The organism is Coleofasciculus sp., from assembly GCF_046565525.1.
GTDB lineage: Bacteria > Cyanobacteriota > Cyanobacteriia > Cyanobacteriales > Coleofasciculaceae > Coleofasciculus.
In genome coordinates this window covers 34557-50772 of sequence record NZ_JBKHUP010000023.1, presented here as the reverse complement: position 1 = coordinate 50772, position 16216 = coordinate 34557, and the positions used below count along the sequence as shown (strand labels likewise).

Here is a 16216-nt window from a genome sequence, read left to right as displayed (position 1 = left end):
TTGGGTTTCACTATCGTTCAACCCAACCTACTGGACTAGAGCCTTCTGCCTTTTAGTTTTCCTTGAACAGCGAGTTAAACTGGGCTTTGAGCGACGGCATATCTGCGATTCGTGACACCAGTACATTGGCGTTCCCGGCACCCTCTAGACGATCTTTCCAGTAGCGAATCCGCTCCGGGTGATTCATCCAAAATTGAATTACAGTATCCACCGCTCTATCCATATCCCATCCTTTCTGAGTCGGAACGGTTTCAACCGATTCTAAGAAGGCGTCCAGGGTACATTGATAGGTTCCTAAGTATTCAACACCTAGGGCGGTGGCTTTTTGACTAACCTGCTGTTGATGATTAAAAAATTCTAAGACGGGCGAAACGCCTAGGATATCAAATGTATAGTTCATAGGATTCGACCTCTACTTTTACAGCCTTTATCCCCAATAATAATCAAAGCGATTGATTTTAGATTATCATTGTGAACAATTTTATAAAAATTTTATTTAACGGTCGAGGGCAAGTTCAAGTGAGTCGTAAAATTAGCACTCAATGACATGGAGTGCTAATAAAAACTAGAACAAATTCGGTGGTTTAGCAACAACTAAAAGAGCCAATGAGCAGCAAAACCTTAATGATGCAAGGGATGGTGCGATCAAACATCGCCGCTTTGGAAAATTGATTAGTGAATCAGAAGCGATCGCACTCCTTAAGGATATCTTACAGGTCTTAGCCTTTGTTCGCCAACAGCAGGTGATTCACGGCGACATTGAACCAGCGGACTTGATCCGTCGTGGTTAGAGAAATCGAATTCAGTTTATAATAGGGAAAGGGTGTTTACTGATTAATTAATTAATGGTATCTGCAACCTGTTCCCTATCCATTATGGTGGCGCGAACTGATATCCCATTCATGATGCATACAATTCCTCATATTGTGAGGATGTGTAATTTTCCGTTTACTCAACGTCTTTTAGCCGTAGATACAGCCCCATTGTCCGGTGACAAAGTGAATCGTCCGGGTGTGGGAACCCTGGAACAACTCCGGAACTATTGTGATCAGCTACTCGCGGCGGGTGTGGTTGACAAAGTTGTTGATATTGATTACTCCCCGGATTACCAAAAACGGATCTATCAAAAACATTTTGGGACGAGGATACGCCAGAGCCATAACTATAAAGGCTATCCAATCCTCGGCACAATTTTCTCCATTGAAGAAGTTCCCGGAGACTACGTGGTTCACTTTGATAGTGATATGCTGATTCACCAGCAACCAGACTACAGTTGGATAGAAGAGGGAATTAAATTACTGCAAAACCATCCAGATGTGATGTCAGTTAGACCTCTGACTGGTTCACCCAAAGATGATGGTGAAATCAATCAGCGGGTTTCTTACGAACGAGATCCGCAGGGATTCTATAAATTTAAGTTTTTTAGCAGTCGTGTTTATCTGAGCGATCGCAAACGTTTTGATAGCTTACTTCCACTTCCGATTTTCTGGAGAACTTACAAAAATAAGGTATTGAATGGATTACCGATATCATTAAAAACCCAACTAAATTATTTAACTGGAAAAGGACAATTAGATTCTTGGGAAGTTATGGTATCAAATCGCTTGGAAGAAACGTCCTATGTTCGAGCGGTGCTGGATTCACCCAAAGCTTGGACTGTTCACCCCAAAAATCGGGAGCCAGAATTCATAAAAGCGCTCCCTAAACTTATTGATAAGATTGAGAAAGGGTGGTATCCGCCCGAACAAGCAGGGTATTATGATCTTATTTTTGAGCATTGGTTATAAATGATATTCGTAACGATTCAGTTGGCTTACCATGAAACAAATGCAAACACTACGTCACCGGATTAGACTGTATAAAAATGATCTGGTTTCTGGATACTTTCACTTTCGGATCAACACCCTTGCTGATCCGTACACCATCCTTGGACGAGCGCAACCGTACAAAATTCTTTTTATTCTCAGCCACATGCGATCGGGTTCATCGCTACTCACTCATCTGTTAAATTCTAATTCCGAAATTATCGGATATGGAGAAACCCATATTCAATATGATTCCGAACAAGATTTTAAAAATTTATTTTTGAAAGTTTACTTACATTCACGAGAATTCACTAAACTGGAAGACTTGAACAAGTTACAGATGAATCATAAATATGTTTTAGATAAAGTTTTACATAACAATAAATTTTTAACGGAAGATTTTCTAAAATCTCAGCAAATCTACGCTTTGTTTCTCTTAAGAGAACCCCAGAGAAGTCTAGCCAGTATTATGGACTTAAAACCCCATTGGGATGAAGAAACAGCTTACCACTACTACATTAAACGCTTATCAAGTTTAGTCAGCTATGCTCAGCTAATCAACAGCAAAAAACGCAGTATGTTTTTGACTTATGAGCAACTCTTAAATCATACTGATTCTGTATTTATGGCTTTAAAGCAAGTTTTAGAAACCAGAGAAAATTTTTCCGAGCAATATGAAGTTCTCAGAACAACGGGAATGCCAAATGTCGGCGATCATAAGGGAAATATTAAAGCGGGTCGTATTATCAGAAATCAGAGAAAGTTAGAAAATATTATTTCTGCCGAGTTAATCGATAAAGCAAGGCTACACTTCGATAAATGCTCTGAAACCTTATCGGAATATTGCAGCACAATTAATAACAAACTATAAAATTAAAATTGTTTATTCTTTTAGAAATAGTTGAATACTTCCCTGTCCTGAACCTTTGGAAAAATCTTTAGACCAATATTTTGTGTAAATAATTTCATCCTTAGCTAATTCTTTTTCTTGTTCATCCCCTGTCTTATTCGTCGCGATTGACAGAATTGCACAGGGTTCCGAATTGATACTAGGAGATGTACGAACTTGAGCTGACTCGTTAGTCACATTAATATGTTGAATCCTAATCTCTTGCTGATGCTGCTGAAAAAGTCTCCACAAGGGGTATTCAAACGATGTACCTTCTAGCATCAAGCCAATATTCGAGCAACTTTGAGATTGGGTAACCTTAACGGCTGCTTCATAAGGGGTTTGGAATTGTTGCTGAGTGATGAAATATTGATCAATTCTGGGTGTTGCCAAAATACTACTCTTTCCTAATAGAGGTCGAGTTGAATTCTGCAAAACCCACGGATAGGAAAGAACGATGAGAAGAACGGCTATAACATTAGTAATTTTATAATTTAAAGATTTTGATAAAACTATTCCCACAAATGGAGAGAATAGAATAAAAACTGGCAAATGAAGTCGGCAACGCCAAGGCGACCAAGTAAATAGAAAACAAAAGAGTAAAAATCCAGCAAATACAGCAATAAAATACGCAACTAAACGTGAGTCTTTTCTCAATTGTTTATTAATTATTAAAAGCAAAAAAGATATGCCAGTTAATAATAAATGACCGGGATTACCTGCGGTATCTTCATAGGTAGATAATGCGGGAACATAAAATTTAGATACTTTCGGACTCATTGTCCGAACATCATTGATATCTAACCCTAAAATTTGGTGTAATATTTGAATGAGTTTATTCGTGATACCCGTTGTTGGTGCGATTATTTTTTCTAAGCCAAAATACCGAACAAAATCAGCGTGTAAAGATAAGTTTTTGCTCAGGCTGGATATCCAGATAACTAAAGTAAACTCTTTATTCGTTTCACCCGTCGATAGACCGAGAGGAGATGCAAAAAGCGAAAAATTACGCATGTAATGATTCAGATTAATCGCCATCATTATCGCTAAGACGATAAGCACAGGTTTCCAAACTCGCCAACGCAGTGTTTTAATCCCCCAGAACGCTAACCACAGACAAAAAGGAAAGGCATAGAGATAGGCTGTCCCTTTTGTTAAAATTCCTAGACCCAAACTTGCACCTAACAGGCAGGTATTAGCTAGATTCGCTCCCTCCCTGAGAGTCAAAAGTGTAAAGTACGCAAAACACACCAGCCAAAGCGACACAACATAGTCATTATTTGTACTAGAACTTTGAAGAATTCCCATCGGAATTGTTGCACAAAAAACAACAGACAGAATTTGCCCCCGTAATTTAGCGCCCAGTTGTTTGGCAATCAAGGATACTCCAATCAGGCTAGCTACCATACTGCCCCATTGAATCAGATTAGCAAACCGATCGCCACCACTCAAAATCTGAAAATGGGTGATGGCGAATTCTGACCAGGGATTTTGATAGAGCTGTTCTAGAGTAGTTGTGGGATAATGAGCCAGACTATGATTTTGCATCCAATGAACAACACGGCTCATGTGATATTCCATTGAATCGGAGTGGTTAGGCGGCGCTACGATAGCAATTAAACCGACTACCGCAACAATTAAGGTAACACCGCCAACTAGTAGCTGTAAAAAAAACGGTAGTTTAACTATTTTTTTAAAGGGGTTTTTGAAATGGCTAATTAGGTAGTTCTTTTGACCATAAAACCGCCAATATGTGGCAATCAGTCCGATATCAATGGCTAACCAAAGGACGAGCAACCAGCCAAAAGTCAAAAGTTTTAGAAGACTCAACAGTTCAGTGATGGCTGTTAAAATTACTCCCCAGGTAACGAGCGCCGATAACAAGGAATCACGCCAATTCATTTTTGAGGATGCAAAAATCAATAGTAGAAAAATAAGGGATAACAGTGGCAATACATTGAACATCATTAATTTCCTCGTAATATCATAGCTTTTTGTTTTTTAATCGTGTTACCTTAAATCATATAAATAAGCTGAAGCACCATATTTTTCGATTTAATGGTTTCACGAATCGGAGACAAGATAGGAATCTGCCCTCTGGCTTGTCTCCACCTAGGTGTGTATTCAACCGGACATGAATGATACTATGGGAGTTGACGCTTTACTTAAGATGAGTAAGTATGTACCATCTATAATATTTTGAACAAGACAATTACCGATCCCAGAAATACGATAAACGTCCCCAATGCCTGTATCTGTATTTTCTTCAAGGGCAATCGTTTTTCTAACCCGATATATCCTAAAACAAAGTAAGCCAATAAAGCCGCGATTAGAGACAGTAGCAACCTCAGCGTTTGACCCCGGTAAACATAAAATGCCAGACTTACAGACGTGAGTAATCCAGGTTCTTGATCTTCATGTTCTGGAAGTTCCATTATTGCCCAGGTATTACCGCCATCGGTTGATTTAAAGATTTCTGCTTGGGCTGACCCAAAGCCATATAGGGTATTATCCGTAGCGTAGGCGGGTGAAAACTGGATGGGTATACCAGCACAGGGGACGTTATTCATTCTGGCAAATGCCAGGTTATCATTCCCAATTGGTGTGAAGCTTTGTCCTCGATTAACGCTCTTAAATAATCCCTTACCCCTGACGCTAACAATCAAGGTTTGGTCGTTTTGATAATTCGGAGATATGGCGACGCCTTCTATATAGCCGTTTTCGATAGCAGCAGAACTCGATAACTTGTCCCATATTTTTCCAGCATTGGTTGTTACAAAAAGTCCTCGGTCAGTCCCCGCAAAAACAGTTTGATCCGCCTTGTAATTCGGTGAAATGGCCAAGCGGATACTGCTAGTTTCACCTAAACCACTGTCTTCACTAACAGATTGCCAAGTTTTACCTGCATCACTAGACTGAAAAACTCCAGGATCAGAACTAGATGCGTAAAGAGTTGGATCAGATAGGAAATCTGGAGAGATGACGATGGACGCTGTTTCATTACTAAAGTCTTTACCAATTTTGCTGAGAACTGAGAATTTTTTTCCGGCGTTGGTTGACTTGTAAATAACACCTTGCTGGGTGAGTAAGTAAATAGTTTTATCGGAGTCAAAGGCTGGTGAAGTGGCGATGGTCATTCCCCTTGTAGAATACTTAGGAACTTTTGGAAGTTGACTTCTCTGCCAATGCTTTCCTCCATCAGTCGATCTTAAAAAATTATCCCATAATAAGGTGGCAAATAGAGTTTTATCAGAACGGTAATTCTGAGAAAAGACAATATCGAAAAACCGTCGCGGATCTTGTGTTGGTTCTTCAAAACTTTGGGTTAAATAAGGAGCTTCTAACCCTTTATACATCTGAGTCCAGTTCATTCCAGCATCGTTGCTGATATACGGATCACCCACGTAAGGAGCAATAGCGACTGTTGAATCATTTGCATAATCAGGAGATACTGCTAGAGCAACAATTGTTCTGGGGGATAAGGTTTCTAAAAGTTGCCACGTCTGTCCACTATCTGTAGTTTTAAATAGACCATCAAATCCTCCTAAAAACAGGGTGTTTTCAGAGACACTCAAATCCGTGAAATGAGGACTTTTCATGTCATCGGCTTGACTATCTTTCACCAAACCTTGACTCGATTTTTTCCACGTCTTTCCTTTATCTTGTGAGTAAAAGAAGCCGTCATTCCAGGTTGAGGCAAATAGAGTTTTATCGTTGGCATAACTCGGTGAAATGACAATATCTTGGACGGATAGGTCAGACAATCCCTGATTTAAGGGTGTGAATGAGTCTGCCAAATCAGTTGTTTGAAGTACACCGCCTTTGTCTGTGCCAACAAAAATAGTTTGATCTGAGGAAAAATTGGGTGAAACGGCTATAGCTGTAATGGCGCCACTATTTTCAACAGGAGAATTCATTTGCCAGGTTTCACCGCGATCCCCTGACACATAGATATTCCCTTCCTTATCTCCAATAACGATTGAATTTGTATCATTCGGAATAAAGCTAATTGTCTTAATTTTATTCTGGTTATCTAGAACTTTATTCCAGTTTGCACCGCCGTCATCGGTTTTATAGAGTCCACCTTCACTTCCGGCTGCTAAAACGAAATCCGAAGCGTTGGGATCTATCTCTAAGACTTCAATGTTTAAATTGTCTAATCCGTTATTTACGTTTTGCCATGAATCTCCCCCATCTGAGGATTTATATATCCCGTCTCCAAAGGATGACATAAAGAGAACCGGACGGGTTGGAGAAATAGATAAACCCGCTAAATTCGCTATATTATCCAAGCCATTAACGATTCTTTGCCACGAAGAACCTCCGTCCGTTGATTTAAATAAACTACTCCGCACTATAATAAATAATGCTTGATCTTGCTCATACTTCGGAGATAAATCAACTTGAGTGACAACATCATGAGGTCTATGGGCTAAAGCAGGTTTTGCTGTCAAAGAGAAAATCGTCAATACCAGGAAGAACCCTATAACAACCCTTTTCAGCAAAAGCCGAACCTTTTGCCTATTGTTTTGAGTAAATTTCAACCCACTCTTAAAAAACATATACACCCCAAGGGAAATAAAAAATAATAAAAAACAGGAAATGCTTCAATAATAATAAGCCGTAGACGGAAGTTGACTATTTTTTGTCATCGGTCTAACCCCTAACTTGCATTGAAAACTAAAAACCAATAGCTTTTATTAAGCTACCAGCCTCTTAATGGCTTGCTTATGGATGAGTTTTGACTTTCTCCTCTCCTATCCGTTGAGAAGGTCTGACAACTTGTATTGGGCTAAGTGATGCTACCTTAGCAGATGTTCAAAGTTTATGGAAATAAAATTTTGTTAATTTTTTTAACGTTTCTGTGAAGTAGGCATGAGACTAACACAATACCTGTGGTATGTTCACAGTGAACAGCGTAATCAGGCGGGAGAAAAGCATCAGTTGCCTTAAAGGTTACAGGATAAACATGGCAAGTAATCCGATATATATCCATGCCATAGGTATACCAATAAACAGTCCGGCAATCGTCCAGCCGCGTTGATGGGCTTTGAATTGCTCAATGCTGCGCCATTTTCTACTTTTCCAAGCCCATTCATTCCCCTTCGCGCCTAACACGATTGCCATCAACCATCCCACTTGCGGGACTAATGCCAACAGTCCAATCCAAACTTTATTGGTGAGGGGCCACAAGTAGGGCATGAAAAACGCACCCCAATTCCAGCCTTTGATTTCATCGGGGACAGGGATTAAGGCGTCAAATAAACCGCCACAGCCTGAATTGTTAATAAAGGCGGTGGGAGTCAGTTGAATAGAATGGCGCATTGTCTTACCCGATTCCAGGGCGTTGAGGGCAGCAGCAGCACTTTTAAATCGCTGTTCTAGTGCGGGTTCGGTTAGGGTTTGCATCCAACTGACTAGACTGGGATTGAGGTTCACTCGGTCTTCAAAGCAAATGCGTAAATTCCGTTGGGGCAAATCAGCCGGGGCTGTACCTGTGAGCAGATGAATCAGCGTCGCGCCGAGGGCATAGAGATCAGAGGAGGGAACTGCCCGACCGCCAAACTGTTCCATGGGAGCATAGCCATAAGTTCCCACTACGGTAAATGTAGCACCTTCTGTGGTTGCTCGATCCTGCACCGCACCAAAATCGACTAAATAGATATGCCCATCCTCACCCCAAATCACATTGCTGGGCTTGATATCGCGATGGAGTACGGCGGGATTGAGTTGATGCAGAAACTGGAGAATGTGCAGGAGTTCGCGGGCAATTTTACGGATATCGGCTTCAATAAATCGCTGACCCTGACTCATCAAGGTTTTCAGGGAAACGCCAGGAATATAGTCTTGCACTAAGCCGAACCACAGCGATCGCTCATCGATGTGAAAATAGTCTCTATACTTGGGTATGCGGGGATGCTTTAGCTGTTTGAGGATCTGTGCTTCCCGTTCAAATAGCCGTAAATCGTCCCATTGCACCTCACCGCCAAAGGTTAAGAGTTTCACAATCACGGGTTGAGGCACAGATAGGGTTATATCATCTGCCAGCCAGGTTTGACGCCGAGGATTGTCACCCAATTTTTGCTTAAGCTGATAGCGATCGCGTAAGATCTGTTGGTGTAGCATATCGCCTTGGATTAGTTAAAGACTTATGTCTCTAATCTAACCCTTACCTGGGTGCGGTTCATCAAACTCACATCATCTTTGGCGTCCACGGGTTGAGTTTGTCTGGTTCCCAAAAAATTGGGCAAAATCAGACCGAGTGCAATACTGGCAATGATCAACTGGAGTAAGGTCAAGCCAGCTATACGACCATAACGCACGCGAGGCTGTCCAGGCTTTCTCAGCGAATCTTCACCTGATTTTAAACTCAATAGCCCTTGACGCGCCCCAATAAACCGTCGTTCTGGTGCCGGTTCTGTCAGACGTGCCAACCATTGGGAAAAATGGGGAGTGAGATTGACACAATGGCTAAATTGTAAGCGCATCTGATGTTGGGGTAAATCAGCCGGTGCTATTCCCGTTAACAAATGAATTAATGTCGCCCCTAATGCATAGAGATCCGAGGCGGGAACCACTTTTCCCCAAAGTTGTTCTGGTGGTGCATAGCCACTGGTTCCCACTACTGTAAATGTTACACCTTCTGCTGTTGCTCGGTCTTGTACGGCACCAAAATCAACCAGATAAATCTGTCCATCCTGACCTAAAATTAAATTACTCGGTTTAATATCACGGTGAAATACAGGGGGCGAGAGTTCATGCATATAAATAAGAATCTCTAAAATACTCTCGGCAATTTGACAAACGTCCGCTTCTGTGAATCGTTTTCCCTGATCTAATAGCGTTTGCAAAGAGTCCCCAGGAATATAGTCTTGGACTAAGCCAAACCAAGGTAACCCATCGCCCAGTTGCTTTTCGATGGTAAAGGAACCGCGATAATCGGGAATTCGGAGATGATTAAGATGCTGAAGAACTTGCGTTTCTCGTTCAAATAGCTTTAACTCATCCCAATGCATCTGAGGATTAAACGCTAACAGCTTCACCACGACGGGTTGCGGCGGTGACAGGCAAATATCTTGGGCTAACCAAGTTTGACGCCCTGCATTTTGTCCTAATTTTTTTTCGAGTTGATAACGTTGTGCTAACAGTTGTTTTATCATTTTTTATTCCTGATTAGATAAGAAACAGGGAATTGATAATTGATAATTGATAATTGATAATTCAGAAAAGCCATCCTTGAAGTTCCTGAACTAGCCAGCGCCGCTCGTTTTCGGTTAAGGTTTCACCGAAGGAATAGGAAATCATCCAATTTTCGAGCCGGATCTCTGTAAAGGGAATCAATTGGATGCTTTTGATGTCAGCAACTTGACCGATATGACGCTGATAGGTTAACCCAAACAGTTCTCGTTCAATAATGAAATGTTCTTGAGTCAAGTCAAGACAATAACACCCGAACAGATGACGCAAATTATAGGCGACTTCATCTTGCACTTTGCCTAACTCCTGGTTGGTATCCCGCCAGAGCCATCCCATAAACGCAACCAGGGGGAGCAGGACAAGAAATAACGTGCCATTCTGGGATAACGTGGAAAATAGTCCGATGCCTAATCCTAAAAAGATTAACCCGAATAGTAATAAAAGCGGGAGTGAACAAGCCGTGAGCAGTAAGTCACCCCCTAGTTTGAGAATATCCAGGAGCGATCGCTTGGGTTGGGGAATTTTCAGGCTAAGCTGCTGGGGTGATTTCTTCAGCTGAACGCGGCTACCCTTAGGTTGAGGTAGATTAGTTAGGGAACGTTGGGGATAACGATGGTGATTCAGCGCTAAGAGCGCCTCAGCCGCGCTCCTAAATCGCTCGTCTAAATCTGGTGCACTCAAGGCGTCTATCCAACGAATCAACTGGGGATCAACCGAAACGCGATCGCTCCATTGAATCCGTAAATCTTGTTGGGGTAAGTCAGCCGGGGTAATCCCAGTGAGTAAATGAATTAAGGTTGCGCCTAAAGCGTACAAATCCGAGGCGGGTACAGCCTTTCCCCAAAACTGTTCCAAGGGAGTATAGCCCGTCGTTCCCACCACCGTAAATGTTACCCCTTCTGTCACCGCCCGATTTTGCACCGCACCAAAATCGACCAGATATATGGACACATCATCCGCCAAAATTAAGTTACTGGGTTTGATATCCCGATGTAGCACCGGAGGCTGTAAGCCATGCAAATAACTTAGAATCTCTAACACCGATTCAGCAATACCCTTCACTTGCTCTTGGCTGAACCGTTTCCCTTGATCCAATAATTGCCGTAAGCAAGTCCCCGGAATGCATTGTTGGACTAATCCGAACCAATACAAGCCCCCTCCTACCTGGCTATCCAAAGAAAAATAATCCCGATAGCGGGGAATTTGAGGATGGGTTAGCTGTTGGAGAACCTGGGCTTCGCGTTCAAACAACTTAAACTCATCCCACTGCATCTGAGGGTTAAATGCCAACAGCTTAACAATCACCGATTCTGGCGGGGATACAGAATGGTCAAACGCCAACCAAGTTTGGCGTCCAGGGTTATTGCCAAAGGGATGGTGAAGGTGATAGCGATCGCATAAGACCTGTTGTGCTTGCAGCATTTCCCGTGTAAGTCGTGACGTACTCCTACAGTCAATCAAAGATTAGCCCTTCGACTACGCTCAGGGCTAATCTGTAGGCTTCTCCTCCCTTTACGGGATTCGCGTTTTATAGTGAGGCGAACGCCCAACCCCACTTTTTTAATAAGTATCCCAGAGTTAACATCCCGTGGCATTTGGATACCGCAATGAGGGCAACTGTGCCAGCGATCAGATAATTCTTTAGGAACTTCGTTTAGACAATTTGCACAATATTGAGATGTACCTGCTGGGTTAACCTTAATCACCTGCCTACCAGCTTTCGCGGCTTTGTCAGGCAAGATTTCATTCTGGAACCCAGCTATCCCAGCATCAGCAAAACTTTTGTTTAGACCCGATTTGGCAGCCTGCCCATTAGCCAGGAATGTTCCATCAAGAGCTTGTTTAGGCTTGTTGCGTCGGATCAGGTTAGCAATTTTTAAGTCTTCGATAAAGATGACATCCGCCTTATTTACCAATTCGCCAGCTAACTCAAAATGCCATTGTTTCCTCTGTCTGGCAATTTTTTGATGAAGCTTGGCTATACGCTCGTTGAGCTTACGACGGGAGGTCGAGCCTTTCGGTCTTAATTCCCGTTTGGCTTGAAGTCTCCCTAATTTTTCTTCAGAGTGTCTGTAAAACCTAGGAGGCTCTTTGGTGTCACCATCCGAGCAAGCAATGAAATATTCTAGCCCAGCATCTACCCCGATACTGTTGGCTTCAGTTGGCTGGATGTCGATGGTTGGAGTATCAGGTACAGATTTATCTTCTAAGGTTAAAGTCACATAGAAGCCGTCAGCCTTTTTTGTAACATAAGCTCGTTTAATGGTAAACCCATCGGGAATAGGGCGATGCTGGATTAATTTAACCTCACCTAGCTTAGGTAAAGTGATTCGATTACCCTGGATGCAATCAGGTTTAACTCTAGAGTAAGCATAAGTCCGGTAACGGTTTTTACCTTTAAACCTTGGTTTGCCGCTACGCTTACCTTTGCTGTCTCCCCTTATAAACCTTTTGAACGCCAGGTCTACTCGCTTCACCATGTCCTGTAGGACATCAGCGTGAATATCCGCGTACCATTCCCTCTCTTTTTTGAGAGATACCAGAGAGCGTTTCTGACCATAGTATTCAGGTTGTTCTCTGGGTTTAGCAATACTACAAATTAATGGGCAAGTATTAACAGAGCAGCGGTTCATCTGCCACCAGTCGAACCTATCTGCCAACAGATAGTTGTATTGGCAGCGCAGCATATCGAGCCACTTATTTATGCGGCAACGCTGCAAATAGGTCGGCAATAGCTTGAACTGGTGAGCAAGTTTCATGCTACTATTGTATTGCAGGTGTACGTAATTTTGCAATAGATAAAAAGTATATCTCTTCGCATATCCGATAGAGAAAATCAGCACTTTGAGTAATATTGCCGCATCACAGAAAGGACTCAGAGTGATGTGTTAAGGGAATACATTAGGGCTTTGTCTATCTCAGGGGCATTGAACCCCCAAGGGCAGATCCCGCATTCGGATCAACGCGCTCATCAAAGATTTCAGCGTGAGGCTCCTGCGGATGATAGCTGATCAAGCCTATTTCTCTACTTTAACCCTATTCCTATCGGTTGATCCTTTCTCAGGAGATGATATGCTCCCCCAGCTTCCCCGTGTTTTCCCCTCATTTACTTGAAAACTGCTGCAAATCGGCTATCCTAGCCTAGGATATCGTTCACCAGAAAACCCACTATGAACAGGAAAAATCGCCTTAGCCGTCGTCATTTTTGGCAAATGTGTGCTAGTCAGCTAGTTACAGCGAGTTTATTCACCCTAGCCTTTCCTACTACTCCGGTGAGTGCTGGTGTCGATCAGTTTCAAATCTGCGCCGCAGAACTCTTGCGTGCGGGTATCTCTAGGGAAAATGCAGCAAGAACTTGTGCTGAGGCGCTTTATCCCAAGGATTTATCTCTGTGTGTCCTGAAAATCGAGGAGTTAACGCCAGTTGCTGCTGATGAAGCCTTATTTGCTTGTATGCGCGTCCGGCGTCCCAAGGAATTGGCAAGCTGTATGGTTAATATTAACCAGCGTACTCAAGGCTCTGATCCACTCTTGGTGCTAGCAAACTGTCGCAGCACTATTCGCCCCTTGCGTTTTTCCGAATGCGTAATTGGTTTGAGTCGCGAAATTGATTTTTCTTTGCCAAGTGCGCTAGCCACCTGTATTGATGCTGAGGATTTTCCCCGTTAAGTAGGGGCGTTAGCGAAGCGGTAGCGACGTAAGGAGCGTCACGACTGAATGGGAATCTCAATCACAAACTCTGTACCGTTTCCCATTTCACTCGTGACAAGTAATTGACCTTGGTGCTTTTCCACGATGATTTGGTAACTAATCGTCAATCCTAAACCCGTTCCAGAACCGACGGGTTTGGTGCTAAAGAAGGGATCGAATATCCTGTTGCGTATATCTTCTGTTATTCCTAATCCGTTATCGGCAATACGGATAATAATATTTGTCTGTTCGACAATCTCTGTACTAATCCAAATCCTAGGGGTTAGGGATTGTTCCCGATGGAGTCGCGATCGCAAAAATTCTCCCTCCTCCCCCTCCTCTCCCTCATCCCTTCTAATTGACCCCAAATTACTCCCCCGTCTGCCATACTTCTCATCTAAAGCATCAATAGCATTAGTCAGGATATTCATAAACACTTGGTTGAGCTGACTAGCATAACATTTGACTTGAGGTAAATTGCTGTAGTTTTTGATCAGGTTAATCCTGGGTCGTCCCGGTTTAGCATCTAAGTGGTACTGTAAGAGCAAGAGTGTGTTATCGATATTTTGATTAATATCAATGAATTTTAACTCAGCCTCATGCAGATGAAAAAAATTCTTGAGTAACAATACAGTTTTGCGGATGCGATCAGCACCCACCTGCATAGAGTCCAGAAGTTGGGGTAAATCGGATTGGATAAACTCTAACTCAATCGCCTGGATTTGGGTAGTAATTTTCTCGGTCGGATGAGTATAAGTTTCTTGATAAAGCGTGATTAAATCAAAAAGTTGTTGAATATATTCATTGGCGTGATAAAGATTTCCGTAGATGAAATTGATTGGATTATTAATTTCATGAGCAATACCCGCTGCTATTTTGCCAAAGGAGGACATTTTCTCGGCTTGAATCAGTTGAACTTCAGTTTTTTGCAGCTTTTGTAGCGCCTTTTCAAGTTCCAACGCTCTCTGCTTTTCTTGCTGTTGGGATTGTAACAAGTGTTCATTTTTGACTTGCAGTTCCTTTTGCAGGTTTCGGAGGGTCAGATGAGTCTGGATTCGGCTTACAACCTCTTCCGGTTGAATCGGTTTCGTAATATAATCAACCGCGCCAATTTCAAATCCATGAACTTTTTTGAGTGTATCTGATAGTGCTGTCATAAAAATGACTGGAATATCCCGCATTGAGGGATTACTTTTCAGTCGTTTACATACCTCAAATCCATCAATTCCAGGCATCATCACATCCAGCAGGATCAGGTCAGGTTGAGCCGCTTCAACTCGCTGGATCGCCGTTTCCCCATCCGTGGCGACAAGTACCTTGAAGCCAGATTTCGTCAAATAATTAAACAGAAAACTTAGATTCGTTGGATTATCTTCAACAACTAGCAGGTTGCCTTGAGCTATTTTATGATTCATTTCTTTGACTGTTTTTTTTCGGTATTCTTACAGTAAAAATGCTCCCTTTGTTAATCTCACTGGTTACTTTTATCTCACCCCCAAAACCTTTTAAGATCTGCGTACAAGTATAAATACCCAGTCCTGTACCTGTGGGTTGATTTTCCTGTTTTTCTTCACCTTTAAAGGGTTTAGTTGTATAAAACGGGTCAAAAATTTTGGCTAGATTTTCTGGGGCTATACCACAGCCTGTATCTTGAACATCAATGTAAACGTTTTCTTCGTCTTGTCGGGTGATAATTGTTAATTTTTGTTTCGGCTTACCCCACATAGCATCTAGAGCATTACTGATTAAATTATCAAAAATTTGAGATATTTCAGTATAGACTAAAGGAATTGATGGAATAGTATCATCCCAGAAATAGCATTTTTTTACCTGATGTTTAAACTGGAGATTAGCCTGCCAAAAATCGAGTTCTTTATTTAAAATTTCATTAATATTGAGTGGAGTTAGCTCCAAGGAGTGATCCATTATACTTTTATGCATGAGATTATCCAGTATTTTACTCATATCCCAGGCAGCTTCAGCCATCTTATCAACATAAGCGAGCGTCATTTTTTGAGAAATATCTTCTCCGGTCATTTCTCCAGTTGCCAAACATTTGTAAGATAAAATAAGCTGAATGCGATTTCTTAAATTATGAACAATTCCTTGAGTAAGCCGTCCAATCAAAGCTGTTTTCTCTTGTTCAATGAGTTGTTGAGTTCTCGCTTGCACAATTTCTTCCAGATTCTGATTAAGGTGCGCGAGTTCCTCGGTTTTCTTTTGCAGTTGATTTTGCAGGTTATGGAGTCTGAGGTGAGTCTGAATTCGGATCAAAACTTCTTCCTGATGAATGGGCTTAGTGATATAATCGACTGCACCCAGATTAAATCCCTGGACTTTATCTACTGTGTCAGAAAGCGCTGTCATGAAAACAATGGGAATGTCTTGAGTGGATGGATTTTCTTTCAACCGTTTGCAGGCTTCAAATCCATCAATTCCCGGCATCATTATATCTAAAATGATCAAATCCGGTTTAGTTACTTCGGCTCGTTTAATTGCACTTTCACCATCTAACGCAACAAATATCTTGAATCCGGATTGGGTCAAGAAATCAAATAATATTCCCAGGTTGTGAGGTTGATCGTCAACGATCAACAGTCGGCTGGTTTCAGATGTTTGATTATCCATACTAATTA

The 16216-nt window shown here is 42.0% G+C and carries 13 protein-coding genes; 4 read left to right on the top strand and 9 right to left on the bottom strand.

The window, feature by feature from the left end; all coding sequences use genetic code 11:
- Nucleotides 1-52: 52 nt before the first annotated feature.
- Nucleotides 53-400 carry a hypothetical protein gene (locus ACLGGO_RS10700; RefSeq protein WP_446419299.1) on the bottom strand — a complete coding sequence of 116 codons (348 nt, stop codon included), beginning with the start codon at nucleotides 398-400 and terminating at the stop codon, nucleotides 53-55.
- Between the two features lie 268 nt (nucleotides 401-668).
- Here ACLGGO_RS10700 and ACLGGO_RS10695 point away from each other — a divergent pair, with 268 nt between their 5' ends.
- Genes ACLGGO_RS10695 through ACLGGO_RS10685 form a run of 3 tightly spaced genes read left to right on the top strand, consistent with a single transcriptional unit; the run spans nucleotide 669 to nucleotide 2676 of the window.
- Complete coding sequence (locus ACLGGO_RS10695; RefSeq protein WP_446419298.1) at nucleotides 669-791, top strand: hypothetical protein; 123 nt, start codon at nucleotides 669-671, stop codon at nucleotides 789-791.
- Between the two features lie 54 nt (nucleotides 792-845).
- Nucleotides 846-1787 (top strand): glycosyltransferase family A protein, encoded by a 942-nt coding sequence (locus ACLGGO_RS10690; RefSeq protein WP_446419297.1) that lies wholly within the window; start codon nucleotides 846-848, stop codon nucleotides 1785-1787.
- Nucleotides 1788-1818: 31 nt separating this feature from the next.
- The gene (locus ACLGGO_RS10685; RefSeq protein WP_446419296.1) at nucleotides 1819-2676 is read left to right on the top strand and encodes a sulfotransferase family protein; all 858 of its coding nucleotides are present in this window, start codon (nucleotides 1819-1821) and stop codon (nucleotides 2674-2676) included.
- Nucleotides 2677-2688: 12 nt separating this feature from the next.
- Here the strand turns inward: ACLGGO_RS10685 and ACLGGO_RS10680 are convergent, their stop codons facing one another.
- From ACLGGO_RS10680 to ACLGGO_RS10655, 6 genes are all read right to left on the bottom strand, one after another.
- Nucleotides 2689-4596, bottom strand: coding sequence for an ArnT family glycosyltransferase (locus tag ACLGGO_RS10680; RefSeq protein WP_446419295.1), 1908 nt, complete (start codon nucleotides 4594-4596; stop codon nucleotides 2689-2691).
- 287 nt (nucleotides 4597-4883) lie between these two features.
- On the bottom strand, nucleotides 4884-7148 hold the full coding sequence (locus ACLGGO_RS10675) for a WD40/YVTN/BNR-like repeat-containing protein (protein WP_446419294.1): 2265 nt from the start codon (nucleotides 7146-7148) through the stop codon (nucleotides 4884-4886).
- A gap of 502 nt (nucleotides 7149-7650) precedes the next feature.
- Nucleotides 7651-8820, bottom strand: a complete 1170-nt coding sequence (locus ACLGGO_RS10670) for a serine/threonine protein kinase (RefSeq protein ID WP_446419293.1) — start codon at nucleotides 8818-8820, stop codon at nucleotides 7651-7653.
- A gap of 23 nt (nucleotides 8821-8843) precedes the next feature.
- A complete protein-coding gene (locus ACLGGO_RS10665) occupies nucleotides 8844-9854 on the bottom strand; it encodes a serine/threonine protein kinase (RefSeq protein WP_446419292.1) in 1011 nt (336 codons plus the stop codon).
- Nucleotides 9855-9915: 61 nt separating this feature from the next.
- Complete coding sequence (locus ACLGGO_RS10660; RefSeq protein WP_446419291.1) at nucleotides 9916-11313, bottom strand: serine/threonine protein kinase; 1398 nt, start codon at nucleotides 11311-11313, stop codon at nucleotides 9916-9918.
- A gap of 35 nt (nucleotides 11314-11348) precedes the next feature.
- Complete coding sequence (locus ACLGGO_RS10655; protein WP_446419290.1) at nucleotides 11349-12650, bottom strand: RNA-guided endonuclease InsQ/TnpB family protein; 1302 nt, start codon at nucleotides 12648-12650, stop codon at nucleotides 11349-11351.
- Nucleotides 12651-13061: 411 nt separating this feature from the next.
- Between ACLGGO_RS10655 and ACLGGO_RS10650 the strand changes: the two genes are divergently transcribed.
- Nucleotides 13062-13559: a hypothetical protein gene (locus tag ACLGGO_RS10650; protein WP_446419289.1), complete on the top strand. Its 498-nt coding sequence runs from the start codon at nucleotides 13062-13064 to the stop codon at nucleotides 13557-13559.
- Nucleotides 13560-13597: 38 nt separating this feature from the next.
- Here the strand turns inward: ACLGGO_RS10650 and ACLGGO_RS10645 are convergent, their stop codons facing one another.
- Together ACLGGO_RS10645 and ACLGGO_RS10640 are read right to left on the bottom strand one after the other, a co-directional pair.
- Nucleotides 13598-14995 carry a hybrid sensor histidine kinase/response regulator gene (locus tag ACLGGO_RS10645; protein WP_446419288.1) on the bottom strand — a complete coding sequence of 466 codons (1398 nt, stop codon included), beginning with the start codon at nucleotides 14993-14995 and terminating at the stop codon, nucleotides 13598-13600.
- A complete protein-coding gene (locus ACLGGO_RS10640) occupies nucleotides 14985-16208 on the bottom strand; it encodes a hybrid sensor histidine kinase/response regulator (RefSeq protein ID WP_446419287.1) in 1224 nt (407 codons plus the stop codon). The genes ACLGGO_RS10645 and ACLGGO_RS10640 overlap by 11 nt, the downstream gene beginning before the upstream one ends.
- Nucleotides 16209-16216: the final 8 nt, after the last annotated feature.

Excerpts from the sequence above, each read along its gene's own strand:
- ACLGGO_RS10700 (WP_446419299.1), bottom strand. The coding sequence starts at position 400 with ATGAACTATACATTTGATATCCTAGGCGTTTCGCCCGTCTTAGAATTT.
- ACLGGO_RS10690 (WP_446419297.1), top strand. The coding sequence starts at position 846 with ATGGTATCTGCAACCTGTTCCCTATCCATTATGGTGGCGCGAACTGAT.
- ACLGGO_RS10685 (WP_446419296.1), top strand. The coding sequence starts at position 1,819 with ATGAAACAAATGCAAACACTACGTCACCGGATTAGACTGTATAAAAAT.
- ACLGGO_RS10680 (WP_446419295.1), bottom strand. The coding sequence starts at position 4,596 with ATGAATTGGCGTGATTCCTTGTTATCGGCGCTCGTTACCTGGGGAGTA.
- ACLGGO_RS10670 (WP_446419293.1), bottom strand. The coding sequence starts at position 8,820 with ATGCTACACCAACAGATCTTACGCGATCGCTATCAGCTTAAGCAAAAA.
- ACLGGO_RS10665 (WP_446419292.1), bottom strand. The coding sequence starts at position 9,854 with ATGATAAAACAACTGTTAGCACAACGTTATCAACTCGAAAAAAAATTA.
- ACLGGO_RS10660 (WP_446419291.1), bottom strand. The coding sequence starts at position 11,313 with ATGCTGCAAGCACAACAGGTCTTATGCGATCGCTATCACCTTCACCAT.
- ACLGGO_RS10655 (WP_446419290.1), bottom strand. The coding sequence starts at position 12,650 with ATGAAACTTGCTCACCAGTTCAAGCTATTGCCGACCTATTTGCAGCGT.
- ACLGGO_RS10650 (WP_446419289.1), top strand. The coding sequence starts at position 13,062 with ATGAACAGGAAAAATCGCCTTAGCCGTCGTCATTTTTGGCAAATGTGT.
- ACLGGO_RS10645 (WP_446419288.1), bottom strand. The coding sequence starts at position 14,995 with ATGAATCATAAAATAGCTCAAGGCAACCTGCTAGTTGTTGAAGATAAT.
- ACLGGO_RS10640 (WP_446419287.1), bottom strand. The coding sequence starts at position 16,208 with ATGGATAATCAAACATCTGAAACCAGCCGACTGTTGATCGTTGACGAT.